This window comes from Streptococcus sp. ACS2, assembly GCF_000525585.1.
Taxonomy (GTDB): domain Bacteria; phylum Bacillota; class Bacilli; order Lactobacillales; family Streptococcaceae; genus Streptococcus.
The window spans coordinates 121607-144404 of the sequence record NZ_JALT01000012.1 but is presented as its reverse complement, the minus strand read 5'-3'; the positions used below and the strand labels follow the sequence as shown (position 1 = coordinate 144404).

The 22798-nt window shown below is 40.5% G+C and carries 23 protein-coding genes; 5 read left to right on the top strand and 18 right to left on the bottom strand.

Annotated elements, in window-relative coordinates:
- Nucleotides 1-13: 13 nt before the first annotated feature.
- The 10 genes from HMPREF1517_RS01990 to dinB form a co-directional block, all read right to left on the bottom strand.
- Nucleotides 14-1090, bottom strand: a complete 1077-nt coding sequence (locus tag HMPREF1517_RS01990; protein ID WP_037599131.1) for a SepM family pheromone-processing serine protease — start codon at nucleotides 1088-1090, stop codon at nucleotides 14-16.
- Nucleotides 1068-1565: a pantetheine-phosphate adenylyltransferase gene (coaD, locus tag HMPREF1517_RS01985; RefSeq protein WP_037599130.1), complete on the bottom strand. Its 498-nt coding sequence runs from the start codon at nucleotides 1563-1565 to the stop codon at nucleotides 1068-1070. The genes HMPREF1517_RS01990 and coaD overlap by 23 nt, the downstream gene beginning before the upstream one ends.
- A gap of 32 nt (nucleotides 1566-1597) precedes the next feature.
- Nucleotides 1598-2146, bottom strand: coding sequence for a 16S rRNA (guanine(966)-N(2))-methyltransferase RsmD (rsmD, locus tag HMPREF1517_RS01980; RefSeq protein WP_231910681.1), 549 nt, complete (start codon nucleotides 2144-2146; stop codon nucleotides 1598-1600).
- 139 nt (nucleotides 2147-2285) lie between these two features.
- Entirely contained in the window at nucleotides 2286-3206 is a 921-nt protein-coding gene (gene trxB, locus HMPREF1517_RS01975; RefSeq protein WP_002884706.1) for a thioredoxin-disulfide reductase, read from the bottom strand.
- A 65-nt stretch (nucleotides 3207-3271) separates the two neighbouring features.
- Nucleotides 3272-3496 carry a DUF4059 family protein gene (locus HMPREF1517_RS01970; RefSeq protein WP_002884393.1) on the bottom strand — a complete coding sequence of 75 codons (225 nt, stop codon included), beginning with the start codon at nucleotides 3494-3496 and terminating at the stop codon, nucleotides 3272-3274.
- A 212-nt stretch (nucleotides 3497-3708) separates the two neighbouring features.
- Nucleotides 3709-4452, bottom strand: a complete 744-nt coding sequence (locus HMPREF1517_RS01965) for an amino acid ABC transporter ATP-binding protein (protein WP_014632672.1) — start codon at nucleotides 4450-4452, stop codon at nucleotides 3709-3711.
- The gene (locus HMPREF1517_RS01960; RefSeq protein ID WP_096832659.1) at nucleotides 4452-5198 is read right to left on the bottom strand and encodes an amino acid ABC transporter permease; all 747 of its coding nucleotides are present in this window, start codon (nucleotides 5196-5198) and stop codon (nucleotides 4452-4454) included. The genes HMPREF1517_RS01965 and HMPREF1517_RS01960 overlap by 1 nt, the downstream gene beginning before the upstream one ends.
- A 596-nt stretch (nucleotides 5199-5794) precedes the next feature.
- Nucleotides 5795-6625, bottom strand: a complete 831-nt coding sequence (locus tag HMPREF1517_RS01955; RefSeq protein ID WP_037599129.1) for a transporter substrate-binding domain-containing protein — start codon at nucleotides 6623-6625, stop codon at nucleotides 5795-5797.
- A gap of 216 nt (nucleotides 6626-6841) precedes the next feature.
- Complete coding sequence (locus HMPREF1517_RS01950) at nucleotides 6842-7732, bottom strand: hypothetical protein (RefSeq protein ID WP_021143678.1); 891 nt, start codon at nucleotides 7730-7732, stop codon at nucleotides 6842-6844.
- Between the two features lie 116 nt (nucleotides 7733-7848).
- On the bottom strand, nucleotides 7849-8955 hold the full coding sequence (gene dinB / locus HMPREF1517_RS01945) for a DNA polymerase IV (protein WP_037599128.1): 1107 nt from the start codon (nucleotides 8953-8955) through the stop codon (nucleotides 7849-7851).
- Between the two features lie 267 nt (nucleotides 8956-9222).
- Between dinB and pflB the strand changes: the two genes are divergently transcribed.
- The 3 genes from pflB (at nucleotide 9223) to HMPREF1517_RS01930 (ending at nucleotide 13120) form a co-directional block, all read left to right on the top strand.
- Complete coding sequence (pflB, locus tag HMPREF1517_RS01940) at nucleotides 9223-11535, top strand: formate C-acetyltransferase (RefSeq protein ID WP_004183340.1); 2313 nt, start codon at nucleotides 9223-9225, stop codon at nucleotides 11533-11535.
- 264 nt (nucleotides 11536-11799) lie between these two features.
- Nucleotides 11800-12582, top strand: a complete 783-nt coding sequence (locus HMPREF1517_RS01935) for a carbonic anhydrase (protein WP_037599127.1) — start codon at nucleotides 11800-11802, stop codon at nucleotides 12580-12582.
- 85 nt (nucleotides 12583-12667) lie between these two features.
- The gene (locus HMPREF1517_RS01930; RefSeq protein WP_037599126.1) at nucleotides 12668-13120 is read left to right on the top strand and encodes a GNAT family N-acetyltransferase; all 453 of its coding nucleotides are present in this window, start codon (nucleotides 12668-12670) and stop codon (nucleotides 13118-13120) included.
- A 16-nt stretch (nucleotides 13121-13136) separates the two neighbouring features.
- Here HMPREF1517_RS01930 and HMPREF1517_RS01925 read toward each other — a convergent pair whose 3' ends face one another.
- From HMPREF1517_RS01925 to HMPREF1517_RS01915, 3 genes are read right to left on the bottom strand one after another with little or no spacing between them, the layout of a single operon-like run.
- Nucleotides 13137-13811: a hypothetical protein gene (locus tag HMPREF1517_RS01925; RefSeq protein WP_037599125.1), complete on the bottom strand. Its 675-nt coding sequence runs from the start codon at nucleotides 13809-13811 to the stop codon at nucleotides 13137-13139.
- Complete coding sequence (locus HMPREF1517_RS01920) at nucleotides 13795-14742, bottom strand: serine hydrolase domain-containing protein (RefSeq protein ID WP_037599124.1); 948 nt, start codon at nucleotides 14740-14742, stop codon at nucleotides 13795-13797. Before HMPREF1517_RS01920 ends, HMPREF1517_RS01925 begins: the two co-directional genes overlap by 17 nt.
- On the bottom strand, nucleotides 14742-15497 hold the full coding sequence (locus HMPREF1517_RS01915; RefSeq protein ID WP_022495893.1) for a CppA family protein: 756 nt from the start codon (nucleotides 15495-15497) through the stop codon (nucleotides 14742-14744). The genes HMPREF1517_RS01920 and HMPREF1517_RS01915 overlap by 1 nt, the downstream gene beginning before the upstream one ends.
- 266 nt (nucleotides 15498-15763) lie before the next feature.
- Here HMPREF1517_RS01915 and HMPREF1517_RS10150 point away from each other — a divergent pair, with 266 nt between their 5' ends.
- On the top strand, nucleotides 15764-16342 hold the full coding sequence (locus HMPREF1517_RS10150; protein ID WP_232219553.1) for a CPBP family intramembrane glutamic endopeptidase: 579 nt from the start codon (nucleotides 15764-15766) through the stop codon (nucleotides 16340-16342).
- Between the two features lie 89 nt (nucleotides 16343-16431).
- Here HMPREF1517_RS10150 and gla read toward each other — a convergent pair whose 3' ends face one another.
- Complete coding sequence (gene gla, locus HMPREF1517_RS01905) at nucleotides 16432-17295, bottom strand: aquaglyceroporin Gla (RefSeq protein ID WP_037599123.1); 864 nt, start codon at nucleotides 17293-17295, stop codon at nucleotides 16432-16434.
- A gap of 120 nt (nucleotides 17296-17415) precedes the next feature.
- Between gla and HMPREF1517_RS01900 the strand changes: the two genes are divergently transcribed.
- A complete protein-coding gene (locus tag HMPREF1517_RS01900) occupies nucleotides 17416-19683 on the top strand; it encodes a Xaa-Pro dipeptidyl-peptidase (protein WP_037599122.1) in 2268 nt (755 codons plus the stop codon).
- Nucleotides 19684-19883: 200 nt separating this feature from the next.
- Here the strand turns inward: HMPREF1517_RS01900 and HMPREF1517_RS01895 are convergent, their stop codons facing one another.
- The 4 genes from HMPREF1517_RS01895 to HMPREF1517_RS01880 all read right to left on the bottom strand — a co-directional run bounded on the left by HMPREF1517_RS01895 (nucleotide 19884) and on the right by HMPREF1517_RS01880 (nucleotide 22693).
- On the bottom strand, nucleotides 19884-20180 hold the full coding sequence (locus HMPREF1517_RS01895; RefSeq protein WP_021143666.1) for a bacteriocin immunity protein: 297 nt from the start codon (nucleotides 20178-20180) through the stop codon (nucleotides 19884-19886).
- Nucleotides 20181-20948: 768 nt separating this feature from the next.
- Nucleotides 20949-21350, bottom strand: coding sequence for a hypothetical protein (locus tag HMPREF1517_RS10765; RefSeq protein WP_002891731.1), 402 nt, complete (start codon nucleotides 21348-21350; stop codon nucleotides 20949-20951).
- Nucleotides 21351-22034: 684 nt separating this feature from the next.
- A complete protein-coding gene (locus tag HMPREF1517_RS10415; protein ID WP_141760019.1) occupies nucleotides 22035-22124 on the bottom strand; it encodes a ComC/BlpC family leader-containing pheromone/bacteriocin in 90 nt (29 codons plus the stop codon).
- 389 nt (nucleotides 22125-22513) lie between these two features.
- Nucleotides 22514-22693, bottom strand: coding sequence for a Blp family class II bacteriocin (locus tag HMPREF1517_RS01880; RefSeq protein WP_002891738.1), 180 nt, complete (start codon nucleotides 22691-22693; stop codon nucleotides 22514-22516).
- Between the last annotated feature and the right edge of the window lie 105 nt (nucleotides 22694-22798).

The following is a 22798-nucleotide window of genomic DNA, read 5'->3' as shown; positions in this document are numbered from 1 at the left end:
CTACTCTCTCTTCTTACTTAGTCTTTTTCAAATAATCAATGGCTTCTTGAGCTGTTTTGACAGGGACGATTTTCATCTTGGTCCCCAGTTTCTTGGCAGCTTCCTTGGCCTCTTGATAGTTAGTCTTGGCATCCGGATCAGCCTTTTTCATTTCCTTAGTTACTGGATTATTTGGCACGAAGAAAATATCTGCACCACTATCGGCCGCTGATTTCACCTTGAGGTAGGCCCCACCGATATCACCGACAGCCCCATCCTTTTCAATAGTGCCTGTTCCAGCAATTTTACGGCCAGCCTTGAGGTCTTGACCAGACACCTGATCGTAAATAGCCAAAGTAAACATAAGCCCCGCACTTGGTCCACCAACACCATCAAGTTTAAACTTCACGTTTTCAGGACTCTTGACCTCAGTATGATCCGTCAAACCAATACCGATACCATTTTTACCATTAGCAATCTTAATAATCTTACCAGTAGCAGTCTTTTCTTTGTCATCTGTCGTATAAGTGACCTTAACCTTTGAACCCAGCTTAAGTCCTTGAACGTATTTAATCAAGTCAGTAGAATTATCAAAGGTCTTGCCATTGACAGCTGTCACCGTATCCGCAATATTAAGGACACCCTTGAAACTAGAATCATCAGCCACCTGAAGCACATAAACACCCATATACTCCAAGCTAGCCTCCTTACCAGCCAGAGTCAAGCCCTGATAAATCGCCTGGTTTTGGGAAGTCTCCATGTAGAATTGATTGATACGCATGAAATCTTCATCAGAGTAATTTCCAGTCGCCTCTTCAGCTGTTTGAAGCTTTGCAAAATCATTAAGCTGAGCATAGAGCATCAAGGCCAAAGTCGCCTTGGTTTGAGCCACCGCCACAAAATTGTAGGATCCTTTTGAATCATCAGCTTTCTTATCTACAGTCAAGACTTCCTTGGTGTCAAAAGCACCACCTGGAAGCTCAACATAATAATTATTTAGCGGGAAAAAGAGGGCAAAGAGGAGGAAAAGTACCGTAAAAATACTTAACAACCACCACTTAATCCGCCAAAGTTTCCCTAATAGTGATTTAGATTCGTTCTTGTTTGCCACGCTTGGCCTCCACTTCCTTAACAACTGCTTGAGGAACATAGGAACTAATGTCCCCCTCAAAATAAATCAACTCACGCACACGACTAGAAGAGACTGGTGTTACCTCATGACTAGCAATCAAATAAACTGTTTCTAACTCAGGTGCCAACCCCTTATTGAAATAATCCATATTGGCCTCATAGTCGAAATCTGTCGCATTACGAAGGCCTCGAACCAAATAAGTCACCCCAAGATCTCTAGCGACATCTACAGCCAGACTATCGTGGGACGTTATAATCTTGACATTGGGAAGATCTGCCACAACCTCTTCCAGGATACACTTGCGAGTCTCCACATCCCAGAAGCCCTGCTTATTTTTATTATAAAAGAGACCGATATAAAGCTCATCAAAGAGCTTGCTAGCTCTGGCAATAATATCCATATGCCCATTAGTAATCGGATCAAAAGACCCCGTAAACATAGCAATCTTTGTCATAGCATTCCTTTCTACAACTTCCCTATCAAAGGCTAACGCACGTAAACGGTCACCTTACTGATACCATAGGTTTTCTGTTTCCAAATCCCAAAGTTTGAAATTTCTTCAGGCAGGTCCACAGCCTTATCCGTCTCACAAACCAACATAACTTCCTCAGCCAAGAGCCCTTGCTCCTCTAACTGAGTAATATTGGCCACAATCTGCTCTTTGGCATAAGGCGGATCTAAAAGTACCAAGTCAAACTTTCCTGTCAATTGTGTCAGCGCACGTGCTGCATCCATCTTCAAAAGCTGGAACTGTTTCTCACTCTTGGTCATCTTAATATTTTCCTGGATAACAGCCTGTGCCCGACGATCCTTTTCCACGAGGACAGCAGAAGACATGCCACGACTAATTGCCTCAATGGCCAGACTACCGCTCCCCGAGAACAAATCCAAAACACGCCCTCCATCAAAGAAAGGACCAATCATATTGAAAATGGCACCCTTGACCTTGTCCGTTGTTGGACGAGTCGTTTTGCCTTCTAACGTTTTAAGCGGACGTCCGCCAAATTCACCTGCTACAACACGCAAGTCGGTCACCTCGTTTTTACTGATTTTTAGTAAGACTTTTCTATTATAACAAAAAACACGCATAGATGTTGGTCCAAAGGGGACTAGACAAGCTAAATCCCCCCAAGAGAACACAAAAAACTCGAGAACATCCCGAGTTTTTATTATTTTACTTATCACCAAGTGCAGTCACGTAGTTGTAGGCTTCGATACCAGCTGTGGCACCATCACCTACGGCTGTTGTAATTTGGCGAAGGTCTTTCTGACGGACATCCCCAATGGCAAAGATACCAGGAATACGTGTCGCCATCTTATCATCTGTAATTACCCAACCGTCTTGGTCAGTGATGTCGAGACCTGTCAAGTAATCTGAAACAGGATCAAGTCCCACATAAACGAAGACACCGCCAAATTCGTGGTTAGTCACCTCACCAGTTTTAACATTCTTGATATCAACACTGCGAACCTTGATGTCATCACCCTTGATTTCTTCAACGACTGAGTCCCAGATAAACTTAACCTTTTCATTGGCGAAGGCACGGTCTTGAAGAACCTTTTGGGCACGCAATTCATCACGACGGTGAACAATGGTCACACTATTGGCAAAGCGTGTCAAATAAATTCCTTCTTCAACGGCAGAGTCTCCACCACCAACAACCAAGAGGTCTTGATTACGGAAGAAGGCCCCATCACAGACCGCACAGTAAGATACCCCACGGCTGTTGTACTCTTCTTCGCCAGCAACACCGATGTGGCGATGTTTGGCACCCGTCGCAATGATCACTGTCTTGGTTTGGTACTCCTCATCACCAGTTTTGACAACTTTATAGTCACCCTTGTCTTCGATACCAGACACGATACCATAAAGATTTTCAACGCCTAATTTTTCCAAAGGTTCGAACATCTTCATTGACAATTCTGGACCAGAGATACTTTCAAAACCAGGGTAATTTTCAATATCAGACGTGTTATTCATCTGTCCACCAGGAGCGCCTTGCTCCAAAGTTGCCACTTTAAGGTTGGCACGTGCTGCATAGAGTGCTGCAGTCATCCCCGCAGGACCAGCTCCAATAACAATTGTATCGTACATGAGTAACTCCTTACATGATTTTCTTGTAGAAATATCTTACACCTAATGTGCCAACAAAGCTAGAATTATGCATTCAGCACGATAAGAATCGCCATAAAAGCAAATGCCAAAACGGGAATCGAAACCATCGACATCATAATAGCATCATAGAGGGCACCTTGACGCTCCTTAACAGTTTTGTCTGCACGACGTAAGGCACGCCATCCAAGCCAAATGGCACCAATCACCAAGCAAACAAAGAAAGCAATCACAAGGCCTAAGAGGTAAAATTTAAAAATATTTAATAACATAAATCATCCTAAAGTGAGAAATAGAAAAGGCTGAGATAACATTCTCCAACCTCTAAATTCGACTAGTAATAACTGCACGATGCAGTATCTGACTGGACACTTAGTCACCTTTGACGTTTTCAAAAGCTTCTAATCATCCTAGTGGGACTTTGACTATGGGCTAAAATGTCGTCCACTCCCACTACCTTTTCTATTGTAACAAAAATCCCATCTTAAAGATATTGTTTTGAATAAGAAGCGAAAAATTCTTTTGTTCGTTCTTCTTTTGGATGGTTAAAGACTTCGTCAGGTGTTCCTTGTTCAAGGATACGACCTTTTTCAAGAAAGAGCACCTTGTCAGCCACTTGATAAACAAAGTTCATGTCGTGACTGACCAAAATCATAGTTTGACCTGACTTAGCTGCATCAGCGATTGATTTTTCAACCTCACCAACCAACTCAGGGTCAAGAGCAGATGTTGGTTCGTCAAGCAAGAGCACATCAGGCTTCATTGCAAGGGCACGAGCCAAGGCCACACGTTGCTTTTGACCACCCGACAAGTGACGTGGGTAATGATTTTCACGATTAGAAAGCCCAACCTTAGCGAGCTCTTCTTTCGCAATCTTGGTAGCTTCTTCGTCAGAAAGTTTCTTAACAATCTTAAGACCTTCCTTAACATTATCCAAGGCAGTGCGACGTTCAAAGAGGTTGAACTGTTGGAACACCATGGCCAACTTACGGCGAAGTGTAAGAATTTGTTCTTTAGTGATAGTCTTAAAGTCGACTTTAAAATCATCAATGGTAATGGTACCAGAATCAGGTTGTTCCAAATAGTTTAAGCTGCGAAGAATTGTTGATTTCCCTGCACCAGAGGCACCAACAAGAGCTACAACTTCACCCTTTTCAATGTCAATATCAATACCATCGAGAACCTTTTGACCTGAAAATTCCTTGGTCAAATTTTTGATACTAATCATTAGCGGTCACCTCCAATTCCAGAAATGTCAGTCACTTCAGGCGCCTTAATAGCCATGTGATTTTCAACTGAACGACCAATGTACTCAATCAAGATTGAGATTACCCAGTATACAAGGGCAACTGAGATATAACGTTCAAAGTAACGGTAGTCGGCACCACCCAAGATTTGAGCCTGAGCATACATTTCGACGATACCAGCACTAAAGGCAAGTGATGTTCCCTTAGTCAAGCCAATCAAACTGTTAATCAAACTTGGTGTCGCAATAACTGCCGCATTTGGAATAATGACACGACGGTAAACCTGTGCTGATGTCATCCCAAGAGAACGGGCAGCTTCGATTTCCCCGGCATCAACAGCCTGAATCGCTGCACGAATGGTTTCACTCATGTAGGCTGCTTCGTTAAAGGCAAAGGCCGTAATCGCGAAGATAGCTGGTGGAATCTCATTAATATTCCAATCCAAACCAAATTCACCATTCAAATAACGAAGGAAGAGTGGAATACCATAGTAAGTCAACATGAGTTGTACAAGGATTGGTGTCCCACGCAGGAAGCTCACAAAAACTGCTTGAATTGGATAAAGGATACGTACTCGATTGATCTTAACGACCGCAAAGACAAGGGCCAAAATCAAACCGAAGAAAGCACCTGCAATGGTCAATCCCAAAGTCAAAGGCAAGCGTTCCACAATCTTAGGAACAGCATCAAAGACTGCCTTCCATGAGAAGAGCTTACCAGCTGGCATCCAAGATGAGATCCACTTGAAGACAATTGTAATCAATTGCAAAACATAGCCCCAAAGAATTTCTACTAGCCAAGACAAGGGAATGGCTAAAGCAACTGCTACTGCCAAACCAACCAAACCAATGATAACTTGGAGATACCAAGGTGACCGATTAAATGCTTCTATACTCTTTTTCACAATGTCGCCCTTTCTTTCTAAAAAAGTAGGTTAGCCTAGTGCTAACCATTCAAATATCTTATCATAATTTTATAGTATTCATTTTAGCACGACTCAGAAAGTCTGTGAAATAGTCTTTTCTTATCATAGTGATAAGAAAATCGTATCACTGATAATAATACCTTGTTAAGACCAAAAAGATTTGAACTCATTCCTTATTTAACGAACAAAGTGAGCATAAACCGAGGCTTTCCGGCGTGAGAAAAACACCTGAAACTTTAAAGTTTCAGGTGTTCGGAAGTTTTGAGACCTTAGGCTCAAAACTTAGTCATGGAGCTTCGACGAAGGTCGCTGACGTCCGTCATCACCTCAGGAAAGCCTCAAAAGAAAGCTTTGTGTTAAATCCAAAGCTGAGACAGCAGTCTCAACTTTTAACAGTCTTATTTCAAATCACTGACGTAATCGCCACCGAAGTATTCCTTACTGAGTTTGGCAAGGGTTCCATCCTTCTTGAGCTCTTTGATACGCTTATTAACAAAGGTCTTGAGTTCCTTACCTTGCTTATCATTTGAGAATAGAAGATATTCAAGACCATCAGTCTTCATACCGATATCGTCTTTAATCTTGTTTACAGCTAGCTTATAGCCTTGATCTTTGACAATGTACTCAGACGAAATCGCATCGTAAAGGATAAAGTCAATTTTTCCTTCTTGAATGTGTTGAATACGTGTTGAAAGACCCGTTGAGCTAGAAGCATAGTTGATAGTAATTGGTGTCTTGTCCGCATTGGCATGGTTCCAATTTTCAAGCAACTGAGCATAGTTAGAGCCAGGAAGCACCTCTGTCGTCTTACCAGACAAATCGTCTAGGCTAGTATACTTGGTACCCTCAGCACTAGTGATGGCATAGTTAGAACGTGAAATCGGATCTGAGAAACCATATTTCTGAGCACGTTCTTCATTGTAGTTGAAGTCGTTAGCCGCAATCTGATAACGTCCAGAATCCACCCCTGTCAAGATGGAATCAAAAGGTGTCGTCACAAACTTGACCTCATATTTGTCTGAATCCTTGAAAATAGCCTTGACCAAATCAATATCATAACCCTTGAAGTCGTCACCTTTTTTGAAAGTGAAAGGCGCCGTATCAGAGTCTGTCGCAACAGTAATCGTCTGCTTCTCACCAGATGCCTTACCGTCACTCTTGTTTCCACAAGCAGCCAAAGTCAAAACTGACAAGCCAAGAATTCCTAAACCTGCAAGCCATTTTTTCATATCTATATTCCTCGATACTTTCATTAATAGTTAGTGATAACAGTTTACCATCTTCATCCCAACTCGTCTAATAATAAAAACCTAAGTGGTGATAGATAAAGGTTATAGGAGGAATGGGTAGAAATAACAAGATAGAAAAGAGTTGCCACTGATGTGACAACTCTTTTCGTCCAAAACAGCTTTCCATACATGTTTAACATCAAATCCACTAAAACTCTACTTATCCTTATCTGATGACTTACTGCTTGAGTCGCTACTATCTTCAGGTTGATAGTCTGACAAATTCTTATGGATACGTTCGGCGTAAACGGCTCTGCTTCCTGATTCGTCATGGTCGACCAAGGCTTCGGCAAGCTCTTTATAATCTTCTACAGAAATAGTCCAGTTTCCACCATCATCTTTGGTAAGCTTGAAGGTCTTTTCCAGATTATCAGCACCTGTCAAAGGTGTATAGGACATTTCTTTATCAATGTCCTTAAATTGTGTCAAATCTCCGTTAAAGTTTTCACCATAAAGGAACTTCGTTGTGAGATCTTTGGCTTTCCCCTTTTCCACGTCGTTGTTATCAGCTTGATTCCATTGTTTCAACTTGTCAATGTCGTTGTCATAGAGACTCATAAGGAGAGTACGAACAGCAGCTGCAGCTCCATAGGCACTAACAGAACGCGAAGTAAAGGTAACTGTCGCATCATTTCCCTTAACTTTGACATCCTTCAGCTTATAGTCCTGAATCTTACCAATCATATTACGGCGGACCTTGAGGAACTTAGAAAGCACTTGAGTTGGAGTCTTGGCATCATAGCCTTCAATGTATTTAAACGTATACTTTTCTTCCGGTGTATACCCCTTTTCTTCGATAGTGTCTGCAACCTGTTTTTCAAAGACATTCGTTTCAGTCCATGTTTCGTAATTTTCTCCGTAGAGTTTTGAAAAACCGTTACTTGATTTTCCAAGCATGGTGTCAATCAAAATCGTCGCATCAGCCTTGGCACGCTCTGTCGGAGTTGGTGTCGCCTTTTTCTTCTCAGCTGGTTTATTGGAAGCACAGGCTACAAGAACCAAGCAGGTTGCTAAAATCAAGCCCAGATAAGTAAAAACTTTTTTCATTACTTTTATTCCCTCATTTCTATTGGTTACTATTTAAGATAGCATAGGTCTGATGATTCTTCAAGGTCACTTTTCAGGGTATGAAGCAAAACTCTTCCTATTATATTGTTTTTAAATCATGACTCCAAATCATCCAAATCTAACTGCCTGCCCTCTTGGTCCTCTAAACCTGTCAGGGTGACACCTAAGAGGCGAACACCACTGCTATTTTCCTCCAGTTGATCAAAAATGGTATGAGCAATCCTTTCGATGGTGTCGAAATCCTGGGTCGATTTGTCCAAGGTCATACGCTTGGTTAAGGTTGAGAAATCCGAATAACGGACCTTGATGACAATAATTCGACCGACTTTTTTAGTTTTCTGAGCACTTTCAGCTACTCGCCTAGCATTCTTAGTCAACTCAGCCTTGATGTCATCTTCATTATAAAGAAGCTTGCCGTAGGTTCGCTCACTTCCGATAGATTTACGGACACGATTGGGCCTAACAGGACTATTGGAAATCCCCCTAGCCTTTCGAAAGAGATCAAATCCAAAACGTCCAAAACGATCAATCAGAGTCATCTCAGGAACCTTCAGAAGATCGGCACCGGTGTAGATGTCCATGTCATGAAGACGTTCAACTGACTTTTTACCTACCCCATGAAACTTTTCAATAGGGAGCTTTTCCAAAAATTCCTGAGCCTCCTCTGGAAGCACCACCGTCAAACCAGCAGGCTTTTGAAAATCAGAGGCTAGCTTGGCGATAAATTTATTATAGGAAACACCTGCTGAACAAGTCAGGTGAAGTTCCTGCCAGATATCATACTGGATAAGCTTGGCTACCTTAACCGCCGATTTGACACCAAGCTTATTTATCGTCACATCAAGATAGGCTTCATCGATAGACATAGGCTCAACCAAGTCAGTATAGCGTTTAAAAATCTCACGAATTTGCATCCCTACCTCTCGGTAATGGCTATAATTTCCTGAGATAAAGACAGCATTAGGACAACGTTCATAGGCTTCCTTAGAAGACATGGCTGAATGGACACCATATTTTCTAGCCTCATAATTACAAGTTGATACCACACCACGTCCCCCTGTTTTTCTAGGATCATGACCGATAATAACCGGCTTGTCCTTAAGACTGGGGTCATCCCTCATCTCGACCTGAGCAAAAAAGGCGTCCATGTCAATATGGATGATTTTCCGACTGATATCATTTATTAGAGGAAACTCTAACATGGCTCCCTGCCTCCTTTCTCAGATTTATCTCATTGTAAAGCTTTTCACATAAAACTTTGGGACTACAAAGCATTCTCCTCTTATGATACCAAAATCTATCAAAAAACAGTAATTTATAATACAGATTTGTCGTTTTCAAAACTGTATTATAAAAGAATGTCTCTAAAAATGGAGTTTTAAAGTTGTGTAAGCGGTTACTGTGTGATAGAATACTTCTAGAGAATGTAACAGATGATTTTGTTACTAGAATTATAGGAGATCCAAACTATGGCAACGGTTAAAACTAACACAGATGTTTTTGAAAAAGCGTGGGAAGGCTTTAAAGGAACTGATTGGAAAGAAAAAGCTAGCGTTTCACGTTTCGTTCAAGCAAACTACACACCTTATGATGGTGACGAAAGTTTCCTTGCAGGACCAACTGAACGCTCTCTAAAAATTAAAAAAATCGTAGATGAAACTAAAGCAGGCTATGAAGCTGAAGGACGCTTCCCAATGGATACTCGTCCAACTTCAATCGCTGACATTGACGCAGGGTACATTTCAAAAGAAGATGAACTTATCTATGGTATCCAAAATGATGAGCTCTTCAAATTGAACTTCATGCCTAAAGGTGGTATCCGTATGGCGGAAACTGCTTTGAAAGAACACGGTTATGAACCAGACCCAGCTGTACACGAAATTTTCACAAAATACGTGACTACAGTTAACGATGGTATCTTCCGTGCTTACACTTCAAACATCCGTCGTGCACGTCACGCTCACACAGTTACTGGTCTTCCAGATGCATACTCACGTGGACGTATCATCGGGGTTTACGCTCGTCTTGCCCTTTACGGTGCTGACTACTTGATGCAAGAAAAAGTTAACGACTGGAATGCTATCAAAGAAATCGACGAAGAAACTATCCGTCTTCGTGAAGAAGTTAACCTTCAATACCAAGCACTTCAAGATGTCGTTCGCCTTGGTGACCTTTACGGTGTAGATGTTCGTCGTCCAGCCTTCGATACTAAAGAAGCTATCCAATGGACAAACATCGCCTTCATGGCAGTATGTCGTGTAATCAACGGTGCCGCTACTTCACTTGGTCGTGTGCCAATCGTCCTTGACGTATACGCAGAACGTGACCTTGCTCGTGGTACTTATACTGAATCAGAAATCCAAGAATTCGTTGATGATTTCGTTATGAAACTTCGTACAGTTAAGTTTGCTCGTACAAAAGCTTACGACCAATTGTACTCAGGTGACCCAACCTTCATCACAACTTCAATGGCTGGTATGGGTGCTGACGGACGTCACCGTGTTACTAAGATGGACTACCGTTTCTTGAACACTCTTGACAATATCGGTAACTCTCCAGAACCAAACTTGACAGTTCTTTGGACTGACAAATTGCCTTACTCATTCCGTCGCTACTGTATGCACATGAGCCACAAGCACTCTTCTATCCAATACGAAGGTGTTACTACTATGGCTAAAGACGGATACGGTGAAATGAGCTGTATCTCATGTTGTGTATCACCACTTGACCCAGAAAACGAAGAACAACGCCACAACATCCAATACTTCGGTGCTCGTGTTAACGTACTTAAAGCCCTTCTTACTGGTTTGAACGGTGGTTACGACGATGTTCATAAAGACTACAAAGTATTTGACATCGATCCAATCCGTGATGAAGTTCTTGACTTTGACACTGTTAAAGCTAACTTCGAAAAATCTCTTGATTGGTTGACTGACACTTACGTAGATGCCCTTAACATCATCCACTACATGACTGATAAGTACAACTACGAAGCTGTTCAAATGGCCTTCTTGCCAACTAAACAACGTGCTAACATGGGATTCGGTATCTGTGGTTTCGCAAATACTGTTGATACATTGGCAGCAATCAAATACGCTACAGTTAAACCAATCCGTGACGAAGATGGCTACATCTACGACTACGAAACAATCGGTGAATACCCACGTTGGGGTGAAGATGACCCACGTTCAAACGAATTGGCAGAATGGTTGATTGAAGCTTACACTACTCGTCTTCGTAGCCACAAACTCTACAAAGATGCAGAAGCTACAGTTTCACTTCTTACAATCACTTCTAACGTTGCTTACTCTAAACAAACTGGTAACTCTCCAGTTCACAAAGGGGTATACCTCAACGAAGATGGTTCAGTGAACTTGTCTAAATTGGAATTCTTCTCACCAGGTGCTAACCCATCTAACAAAGCTAAAGGTGGATGGTTGCAAAACTTGAACTCACTTGCAAGCCTTGACTTCGGTTATGCAGCTGACGGTATCTCACTTACTACTCAAGTATCACCTCGTGCCCTTGGTAAGACTCATGACGAACAAGTTGATAACCTCGTAACTATCCTCGACGGATACTTCGAAAATGGTGGACAACACGTTAACTTGAACGTAATGGACTTGTCAGACGTTTACGAAAAGATCATGAGCGGTGAAGATGTTATCGTACGTATCTCTGGATACTGTGTAAATACTAAATACCTCACTCCAGAACAAAAAACTGAATTGACACAACGTGTCTTCCACGAAGTTCTTTCAATGGACGACGCTTTGGGATAAAAACGAATAAAGAGCTCGCAATTGCGAGTTCTTTTCTTTTTGTAAAACACATATTTTCATTATATTTTTCTAAATCTACTATAATTTATATTTGACTTTTTCTCAGATTAGCTATAAAATAAAAGCGTTTCCGTTTGGTTTCTCCAAACACTTCCTTCTCAGAAGCACCTTAGAGAAATGACACTCTATCACTGTCTAACTGCTAGTTTACAAATAACAGGTCAACTAGTATGACAATAAAATAAAAGAGTATAAGGAAGAAAGATGAATAAGAAAAGTTTTAAGCTAATTGGATTAGTAGCTCTCGTAGCAAGTACAGTCCTACTCGTAGCCTGCCAATCCGAGACAAAAACCGAAAACTCAAAGTCCAAGGACGTTCAATGGGGTTATACTGGCTCTACTGGTCCAGACCATTGGGGTGACCTTTCGAAAGATTATGAACTCAGCAAAAATGGTAAAGAACAATCTCCGATCAATATCACCGGAGCTGAGGACGTTGATGTTCCTGAACTAAACCTTAATAATCAAGAATCAGAAGCTCAAGTTGAAAATAATGGGCATACTATTGAAGTCAGCTTCAAAAATCCAAAGAATACCCTAACAATTGGTAACGAAGTTTACAAGTTGCAACAGTTCCATTTTCACGCACCAGCTGAGAATGAAATTGATGGTCAGACTTATCCTCTAGAGGGGCACTTCGTCTATAAAACAGATAATGGGAAAATCACAGTTGTCTCCGTTCTCTATAATTATGGCGATGAAAATCAATCTTTAAAACAAATCTGGGACAAAATGCCTCAGGCGGCCAATACTGAAACTGAGCTTTCTCAGGCCATCTCACTTGATGATTTCTATCCTGAAGACAAGGACTACTACAACTTTGAAGGTTCCCTAACAACACCTCCATGTACTGAAGGTGTTAACTGGATTGTCTTCAAGAATCAAGAAACTGTCAGCAAGGAACAAGTGGAGAAATTCACTCAAACCCTTGGATTTGAAAATAACCGTCCTATCCAAGATACAAACGGTCGAAAGATAAATGAATAAAACAAGATAAAGAGCTTGATGACTACTCCTCTCATCAAGCTTTTTTTCGTTGACGATATACTAGAATCTTTGTTACACTGGTTCTATGATTATCAAACATACAAGAGATACACTTTCAGAGACTTATCTAGATGCTGTGGCTATTCGGAACACCGTTTTCGTTAAAGGGCAAGGAGTTCCTCACTCTATCGAGATTGACGCAAATGAAGCCTACTGTATTCACTTTGTTTTATACGATGATAAAGACAAGGCTGCAGCAACCGTACGCCTACTGCCTAATAAAGATTTGACTCAGCTTACCCTCCAACGTATGGCGGTGCTCGAGGCCTACCAAGGCCAAGGTCTGGGAAGCATTCTCTTGAAAGAAGCTGAAGATTTTGCACAAGAGCAAGGCTTCCAGACTATTTCTCTCCATGCTCAACTCAGGGCACTTAAGTTCTACCTCAATAATGGCTATCAGGAAGTCGGTAAAATCTTTGAAGAGGCTGGTATCCAACACATTACTGTTGAAAAATCATTACTAAGTAAAAAAGCTTAAGCAGTAGGTCAACTGCTTAAGCTTCTTCTTTTGTCGCAGATATAGGATAGCCATGCTCGACAGCAAGAACTGATACATATTCTCTTTTCTTTAATGTCTCTACGATCTTTTTCCAGTATTTCTGCCCTTTAAAAAGAAGGACAAACACTCCCATGCAGACCAAAAAACCAAGAAATTGTTTATATTCAGAAGATGACAGTTTTGATTCTAGTTCTAGGAGCTCAAACAGTCCTCTCAATAGAACTGTAAAGGTAATCATTATAAGGCTAAGTCCACTAAAGTATCCTAAACATATAAGCAAATACCCTATTTGAAGCTTCTTGGAACGCTTCTTGTAGAGTAACTTATAGTCCTGACTGTACTTTTCAAATACAGGAAAGTGAATATCAAATCCTCTCCTCATACGAATGACTTTCAAATCAGGTTGGGCACGATAACTAAGGCAATGAATCAATTTGTATAGTATCTCTCTTATCAAGATATAAGAAGAAGCGATTATAGGGACTACTATACAAGAAAATACAAGAACACCTAAATAGAAGGAATCTTTATCAAATGCCAACAAGTCGACCATCACCCCAAAAAACATACCACAGACAAAGAGACTACTCCCGTTAAGCACACAAAAGAGGAGACTCAAAAACCAAGGGACAAGTTTGCTTTCCTTAGAATGTCTACTCGACCGTTTCACGAATCAGCTCCTTCTTCATTATCTCAATTAAAACATCTCTGTCTTTAATCCATTGAGCTCTCTCATCCTTGTAGTAAGTACGATTACTGAGGAAAATAGCTGCACGTTGAGCTGGGATATTGATAAGCACAAAGGTACCTGTATAACCAGTATGAAGAATCCAATCGCCTTGAAGGTCCCAAGCGACACTGCGCTCCTTATTGGATTGGCTGATATTCTGCGTCAGATTTTTAGCAAAATCATCCGTCAAATAATGGTCAACAAAGATTTCTAAGTCCTTTAGGGTTGAAAAGAGGCCTGCTGAACCTGTATGCTCTTTGAGCACTCGAGCCTTGGGATCGTGAACAGTTCCTCCCGGAATTCCCTCAACAGTTGGAACAGCAACCTCAACTGGCCCAAACCGTGTTTCAGTCATACCAAAAAGTTGAAAAATTTCGCTGTCAAAGAGCTTATCCAGTGTTTGTCCAGAGACTTTCTCAAGCATCAAGCCTAGGAGAATAAAATTAATATCGGTATACAAGAAAGGTTTATCATCCTTAACTTTGATGGCATTAATAGCAGAAATCAAGCCAGCTTGGTCTAACTCATCACGGTTTGGAATAAAAGGATCAATGCCGCTACTGTGAGAAAGAAGCTGACGAAGAGTTAGCGTCTTATCCACTACTGCAGGATAATAGGTCGATAGTTTCTCGTCCAAGTCCAATTTTCCCGCCTGCAAGTAGAAAAGACAGAGGGTCCCTACTCCTACCACCTTGGAAACACTAGCTAGATCATAGGTCAGTCCTGGAACTACCGGAATATTTCCATCCTGAGTTCCTAGATAATGCTCCTGCCAATCTTGTCCGTCATAAAGTGCAAGGCTGGCACCCGGGAAGATGTCAGCCTTGATGTAGTCTGTAATTGTTGACAATGTTTGTTTAAAATTAGTCATTATTTTGTTAGCCAAACCTCAATATTACTCATATCAGTCAGTGCGAGTAGGCTTTCTTTAGTATCTAGATAACTTGAGAACTGTTCCTTTTCAAGTTTCTCATGCAAGGCAACCAAGTCGTAGTCTTCAGCTACCTTAAATTCTAGAATTTCCAAATCCCAAGTCTGGTCTGGACTCACTTGGAGGTCAGGACCTTCTGCTTTCTCAAAGTGGATAGACAAAGGCAATTCTTCACCAAAAAGATTGTCGTAAAAGAAAGCTGCTTGAGCTGTATCAACAACGTTCAAGGTCAAAGACTCGACCGTAAAGTCTGACACTCCTTTGAAATCTTCTTTTTCTTCAACATCTGCGTACTCGACTGTCTTGAGAGTAGACAAGTCATCTTCGGCATGCATCAAAATAAGACCATTCTCAGGTGAGATTGTTTCAAAAGCATACCCTTTTTCCCCTTGGAAAATAGCCTTGGCTTGGTGATCATCACGCGCCAAAAGGTACTCAATCTCAAGTGGATCTGAAACCTTGATAACCACTTTATTAATTTTCTTAGGGCCTTCAACCGCACGGCAACGGTAAGCTGGTGACTCCTCAATCACAAAAAGTGAGTTACGGTCTGTCCAATCTGTGAAGACCGCAAGGGCATTTTCCTCAGTCAAAAGCTTAAATCCTAATGTATTTTGGTAAAAATCAATATTTTCTTGTCTGTTATTCACACGAAAGATTGGTGTGTGAAACTTAAAATTCCCTGATTGCGTCATGACAACCTCCATTCTTTTCTATTTTATCCGAAAAGAGCCTGTGTGACAAGGATTTTCCTAAGAAAAAACAGGATTGTAATTTTTTCACATTCTTTCACATAAATTATGAAAATCATTATATTATATTTACCTTAGGACTAGCTATTTCCTCATTTTAGAGTATAATAGAGACTATGAAAACTCTCGTCAATCATTTGGCGTTTAGACATACCTATCAGGGATTCTTTTTACTGCTGATGATAGCTATCCCAAACCTGGCTTTAGGTATGACAACGTCATATAACAATCAGACTGGGTTGACCTTCACTAGCCTTGAAAGCTGGGGAATTATCGCTGTCAATCTCATTATTTTTTATATTACCTATCTTTGGGCTAAAAATGAAGGTTTGATTACTCACTTTAGACTAGACCGAAAGGATACTAAAGCTATTATCTGGGGCTTTGTGCTTATTTTTCTGATGGGAGTTATTGGGAGCAATCTTATGCTACTGACTCACACCAACTACCATGCAGAACTTCAAAGAACCCTTACGACAACGCCTATCCTACCAGTAGCGATTGGTATGATGACTACAGCCTTCTTACAAGAACTGCTCTTTCGTAAGTGGATTTTCACTTGGTTGTCTCCTTATTCGACAGTTGCTGTTTTAGTGAGTACCGGTCTCTTTTGTCTCTTCCACATGCCTACCAATCTTGCCCATCTCCTCCTTTATATCGGAATGGGTTTGGCCCTCTCTATGGTCTACCAAAAAAGAGAGAACTTATCTACAAGTATCACACTTCATGTTTTGTGGAACCTTTACACCTTAGGTGCTACAATTCTGGTTATGACTACTCCTATGTAACTGAGAATGCTTTCTCAGTTTTTTTGTTACGTTCAAAATTTTAAGCATAAAAAAATCTGAAGCATTGGCTTCAGATTTTTTATTATTGATTAAAGATAGAGGGCTTTGAACAAGTATACTCCCAAAAGTCCTGCAAGGATTGGCGCCACAACTGGAACCCATGCATACCACCATTTAGAATCACCTTTGTGCTCACCAAGAACTGATGTTGGCAAGATGTGGTGAAGAAGACGTGGCATCAAGTCACGGGCTGGGTTAAGGGCTGGTCCTGTAGGTCCACCAAATGAAAGAACCAAGGCACAAACCAAGAAACCAACACCGATGTGAGCTGTTTCAAGAGCTCCGTGGAATTGTCCGTCAACCATTTCTTTAGTGTAACCAACAGCAAGAGCTTGTTGAGCAAGCTTGTGACCAAAGTAGTTATTCGTCAAAGCAAGGGCACCAAAGAAGAGAAGGAATGAACCAGCGAACTCGTTAACAAAACCGTTAAGGAGAGCACGGTTACGATTTTCTGGTGTGTCATCATGAGTGTCAACTGCTGAAATCGTTGAGAAGGTACCAAGAATATTGTTTGGATTCTCAGTTTGTACATAGTAAGGTTGGTGAACCCAAACCACGATAGCTTGACCTACAAAGGCACCAAGAAGTTGTGCAATAAGGTATCCAGGAACACCTACCCATGAGAACAAGCCAGATGCAGCAAGTCCAAGTGTGAAGGCAGGGTTGATGTGGTTACCAGAAACATCACCAAACATAAGGGCTGGCATCATAACACCAAAACCATAACCAAAGGCGATTACAATCCAACCAGATTTGTTACCTTTTGTTCCCTTAAGCTCAACGTTGGCAACGGCACCATTACCAAGGGCTACAAGAAAAGCAGTCGCGATAAACTCAGTGAGGTATTTCAAAACCCATTCACTGGTGAACGCTTCTTTTAGAAAATCATTCATTTGTCTCTTTATTTCCTTTCGATTTTACAATAATTTAGACATCTATCATTTTATCAAGTATAATGTCTGATGTAAAGATATTTCTGAAATGTTTACGTATTATTTTTGAGGTTTTTGAATATGAAATTTAATCAGTTTAGTTACATCCCAGTTAGTCCTGAAATAGCTTGTCAGGAACTCCGTTCTTTGGGCTTTGAAGTCTCTCTAGATGCTAGTTCCAAGGCCAATTTTGAAGCCTTTGTTCGCAAGTCCTTCCTTTTCTTTGAAGATACTGATTTGGCTTTGAAAAATTGGATTGCTGATTCAGAGACTGACCTCCTAACCTTCTTCCAATCAGATGGTCCTTTGACTGCTGAAGTCTTTGGCTTGGTAGCCCTTCAACTGCTAGGCTTTGTCCCTAATGTGGACTTTACAGACAGTGCTGCTTTCCTAGAGAAAATGGCCTTTCCAATCACTTTTGATGGTAGTCTTAACAACCTGCATCAATTGTTGGCGACACGCACACAGTCTGGCAATACCTTAATTGATCAGTTAGTAGCTCAGGATTTAATCCCTGTAAGTAATGACTACGTCTTCTTTAATGGTAAGAGCTTAGCAACATTTGACACTAATCAGCTTCACCGTGAAGTGGTTTATGTCGAAACACCTGTAGATACTGATAAAGACGGGCAGTTAGACTTGGTCAAGGTGACTATCCTACGTCCTGATGTGGACTTCCCAGTTCCAGCCATGATGACCGCAAGTCCTTATCAACAAGGGACTAATGAGCCTGCTTCAGATAAGCTCACCCACAAGATGGAGGGAGACTTGCTCGTCAAACCAGCAGGTAAAATCTCTCTTAAACAACCTGAAATCAAGGTACCAGAGGCAGACCTTACGCCTATCAATCCTGTCACAAAGACTCAGGAGCGTTTTGCTCACACAGATACCTACACACTTAACGATTACATGTTAGCTCGTGGTGTGGCCTCTATCTATGTATCCGGTGTCGGTACCTTCAACTCAGAAGGTTTCATGACCTCTGGAGACTATCAACAAATTCTGGCCTATAAAGCTGTCATCGACTGGCTCAATGGTCGTGCACGCGCCTTTACTAGCCGTAGCAGACAGCATACAATCACTGCTGATTGGGCTTCTGGTAAGGTGACTACTACTGGACTTTCATACTTAGGTACCATGTCCAACGCCCTTGCTACAACTGGCGTTGAAGGTTTGGAAATGGTTATTGCTGAAGCGGGTATTTCTTCTTGGTACGACTATTACCGTGAAAACGGCCTCCTCGTTAGTCCTGGAGGCTACCCTGGTGAGGATCTCGATACCTTGACTGAATTCACCTACTCTCGTGCCCTATTGGCTGGAGAATACCTACGCCACCAAAAAGACTACGAGGCCTACCTTAAGGAGCTAAGTACGGCTATTGATCGTAAGCATGGAGACTATAACCAGTTTTGGCATGACCGTAACTATGTGCAGTTCGCAGACCGTGTCAAAGCCACTGTTGTCTTTACACATGGTAGCCAGGATTGGAATGTCAAACCGATTAACGTCTATCAAATGTTCAATGCTCTTCCATACTCTCTTGAAAAACACCTCTTCTTCCACAATGGTGCCCACGTTTACATGAATGCCTGGCAGTCTATTGACTTCCGAGAAAGCATGAACGCCTTGATTTGTCAGAAACTCCTTGGTTTGGAGAATGGCTACACACTACCTACTGTTATCTGGCAAAATAACCAGTCTGAGCAGACCTGGGAGGTTCTCGATAACTTTGGTCATGAGAATGCTAAACACATTCAGCTTGGTCAGGCTGAAGCTAGCATCGCTAACCATTACGAAGAGGAAACCTTCACCAAATACGGTAAAGCTTACCAAAGCTTCAAGGATTACCTCTTTGCAGACAAAGCCAATGCCATTACCTTGGACTTTGAACTGGACCAAGATATCCAGATTAATGGTCGTGTCCACCTAGAGCTCAAGGTTAAGTCTAATACAAACCGTGGTCTCATTTCGGCCCAAGTTCTAGAAATGGGTGACAAGAAGTATCTCGCACCTATTCCCGCACTCAAACGCATGAATCTAGATAACGGCCGTCTCTTCAAGGAAGAAGCCTTACGTGAATTGCCATTCAAGCAGGCAAAATACCGTATCATTACCAAAGGACACCTTAACCTGCAAAATCGCAAGAACCTCCTTAGCATTGAGAATGTCACTCCAAATGAATGGATGACTATCGGTTTGGATTTGCAACCAACCATCTACAAACTCAACAAGGGCGACAAACTCCGACTTGTTCTCTATACCACAGACTTTGAGCACACTATTCGTGACAATAGCGACTATGAATTGACCGTGGACCTAAGCCAAAGTCAGATGACATTGCCTTATTAGCTTTTTATCACAAAAAAATCCCATAGGATGAGAACTCCCATGGGATTTTTTTATTGTGTGGAAATAAACAAGATTTAATCTTCAATTTTTACGATTCATTTTAATGTTATTTAAACAAATGATGTAGCCAAGACAGTGAAATAAGACAAATTCTCAATGAACAACTCAACCTTAAAACCAAGAAATCCTCCCTAATGACATCAATAGCCATAACGAATCGCTAGCAATTTTCGCAAATCTGCCATTCGCTCCTCGATAAAGGGAGACAAGGTTAGCTGGTCTTTTCTGACCACTTCGGATATTTCCAGTGACATCCTGCTTAAGATATAGGGAGTGGCTGAACGAGAGTCTGCAAGTTCCGTTCGGTAGGAGTGCAGGACCTGCTTCAAATCAGCATAATCTGGCTTATCTCCAATAGTTTCAATTACTTCATCGATGATAGCTACTGCTTGTTCTCGTCTCTCTTTGCCTCCTGCAAACCATTTAAGTCCTGTCATTAAGAAAACCTCCTTATTTCTTTTAACTAATTTTTCAATCACATCTTTAGTATAGCACCCTGATAGTCATTTAAAAGCCAGCGTCCCAAAAAATAGCTATAGGTCCTAAATGGTAGCCAAATCCAGATTGGATGCTGACTAGATAGAGGATTTAAAGCTATATTCCCAATGACTACTCCTAAGATTGCTGATACGACACGTAAAGAACGTAACACAGCAGAACTAATTTTTTGTAATATCACCATGGTAATTCCTTTTCTACTAGAGTCATTTACATAAACTACTAGAGCGTTATCTAAAGAATGATTGGCTATTATTCTGAATCTAGCATGGCTAAAGACACGAATCTGTCACTTTCCATGCTGCTTAAAACAAATACATCACTTCTCATTTCTAAAAATCAGCTGACTAAGATCATCAGAGAACGATAAAGAAACATAAAGTGACAAGATATAAAATAAAAATGTTCTTTCTTGATGCCAGAAAAATGTTATCACACATTGAATACAGACAGCCAAGATAACTTGTAGGATAAATATTATGTATTTTCTAGAAAAAACAGATTGTTCCAATAGTAATCCTCCTTTCATGACATTTTTGAAAACCCAGACACTGTAAGTTTTGTCTATACGATAGAAGAACTTCTTTCAAGCCATAGAAATCCTACTCTAATTTTCACATTTTTCATTAATCACTTTCTTATTATAGCGCTTTTATGCACTTTATGCAACGTAAATTGAATAATGTCACAAATGGTTACTATATTTTCTATCTTTTAAAATATTTTTTGACTTGCAAGTAAGCTAGAAAATCACAGAGAATTAACAAAAGCATTAATACGACTAGTACTATGCGGTCTGTGGTATCACTGAATGTTAGTAAGGTGTAAAACTCTACACAAAGCACTAGAAATGAGATGACCAGAAAGACAATGAAGGACTGCCATATTATTAACGGATTTACTGAATCGGAACGCTTCTTAAGCATACAGTAGAGCAGCCCATTTACAAAAATGACTACTAAAGCTAGTGCTCCGACTGCTAACCAAATCTCTGGAGAAGTCTTGCTTTTGTAGAGAGAAATACTGGTACTTATAAGGAAAACTGCCAATATAGCAGTAGCGACCCTAAAAAATCGCAATACTCTCGGACTAATATTCTTTAACTTCATGATAAAACAATTAAGCTATGAATAACCTCAGTCAGTCTTGTAGACTGAATAAGCTATTACATTTAACGCTATTCCTTTCTGTATTTTATTCTACTGTTGTAAGATCTCAAGTAAGTCCTTAGCGATTAAATTCTACTGGAGATGTAATACAGTAGTGTCATTAGTACAGATACTTTAAATAAGCGAATATACATATCTTTGTCTTTTCTATTACAAAGAAAAACAATCAAATATAATACAATCTCCGCTATCATTAGCAAGAATAATTTTACTTCGGGAACATCAAAAATAAGCATTTACAAGGACCTCACGTTCAAAGGGGCCAAAAGTTACTTTTTAAACTGTACCCATTTTTTAAAAAGAAGACTATAAAGAAGCAAGGTTAGGCCTAGCAAATTAATGGTATGATGGACTGCATCCAAACTTCTAAATAGATTAGCGAGGCCCATTCCTATGAGAATGGTAGCCAGTAAATACGGTTTTGAGTTTTTGAACATACTTTTCTCCTTAAAGTGTTTTTAGCTTTCTGTGCAAAGCTATTCACAGACTAGCAATTGACAAGGTATCTCAATTAGAATTTCTTTTTAGCGGAATTGGTAACTTTGTGTTTTTCAAGAAATGACATAATAGGCTTATCTAAAAAACTCATCACAGCCATGAAAGCCATCCCTAAAATATAACTTTTCAAATCAAACATAATCCATCACCACCTTCAACGTTTGCAAGTGCCTCGAGATCGAGTGTTTCAAAAGTGTTATTTGTTTGCCTTATCATTCTAACAACCTCCTAAACTATTTTTAGCTCTTTCTTTCAAGCTATGATTTTATTATAGGGTGATAGGCCACAAAAAAGTAGTGACATAAATGTCACTACTTTTTTCCGATTTCTTTTAGCTGATGTCAGAAAAACAATATCCATAAATATAATTTTTCAGTTGACACAACTTACCAATTCCTAGATGATTACTGACAGGAATCCACCTATTTTTTGAGTCGCTCCCATTTACTAAAAATCAAACTATAAGTGATTAATGCCAACCCTACCAAATTAATGATATGATGTACAAAATCTAAATTTCTAAAAAGGTTAGCAATGCCAAATCCTAAAAGGAAAATGGCTAATAAATACATTTTTTTATCTTTAAGCATAGGGTCATCTAAATATTAGCAGAATGTGGCATAACCAACTAAAGCTCCTCCCCAGTAACCTACTGGGCCTCCAGCTGATCCTACTAGAGCAGATCCGATTGTGCCGGCATAACACTTAACCCATCCGCCACCTTCAACGTTTGCAAGTGCCTCGAGATCGAGTGTTTCAAAATTGTTCATTGTTTGTGTTGTCATTCTAACAACCTCCTAAAATATTATTTTTTAGCTTTTTCTCTCAAGCTATGGTTTTATTATAAGTTGTAGGCCAACAAAAAAGTAGTGACATAAATGTCACTACTC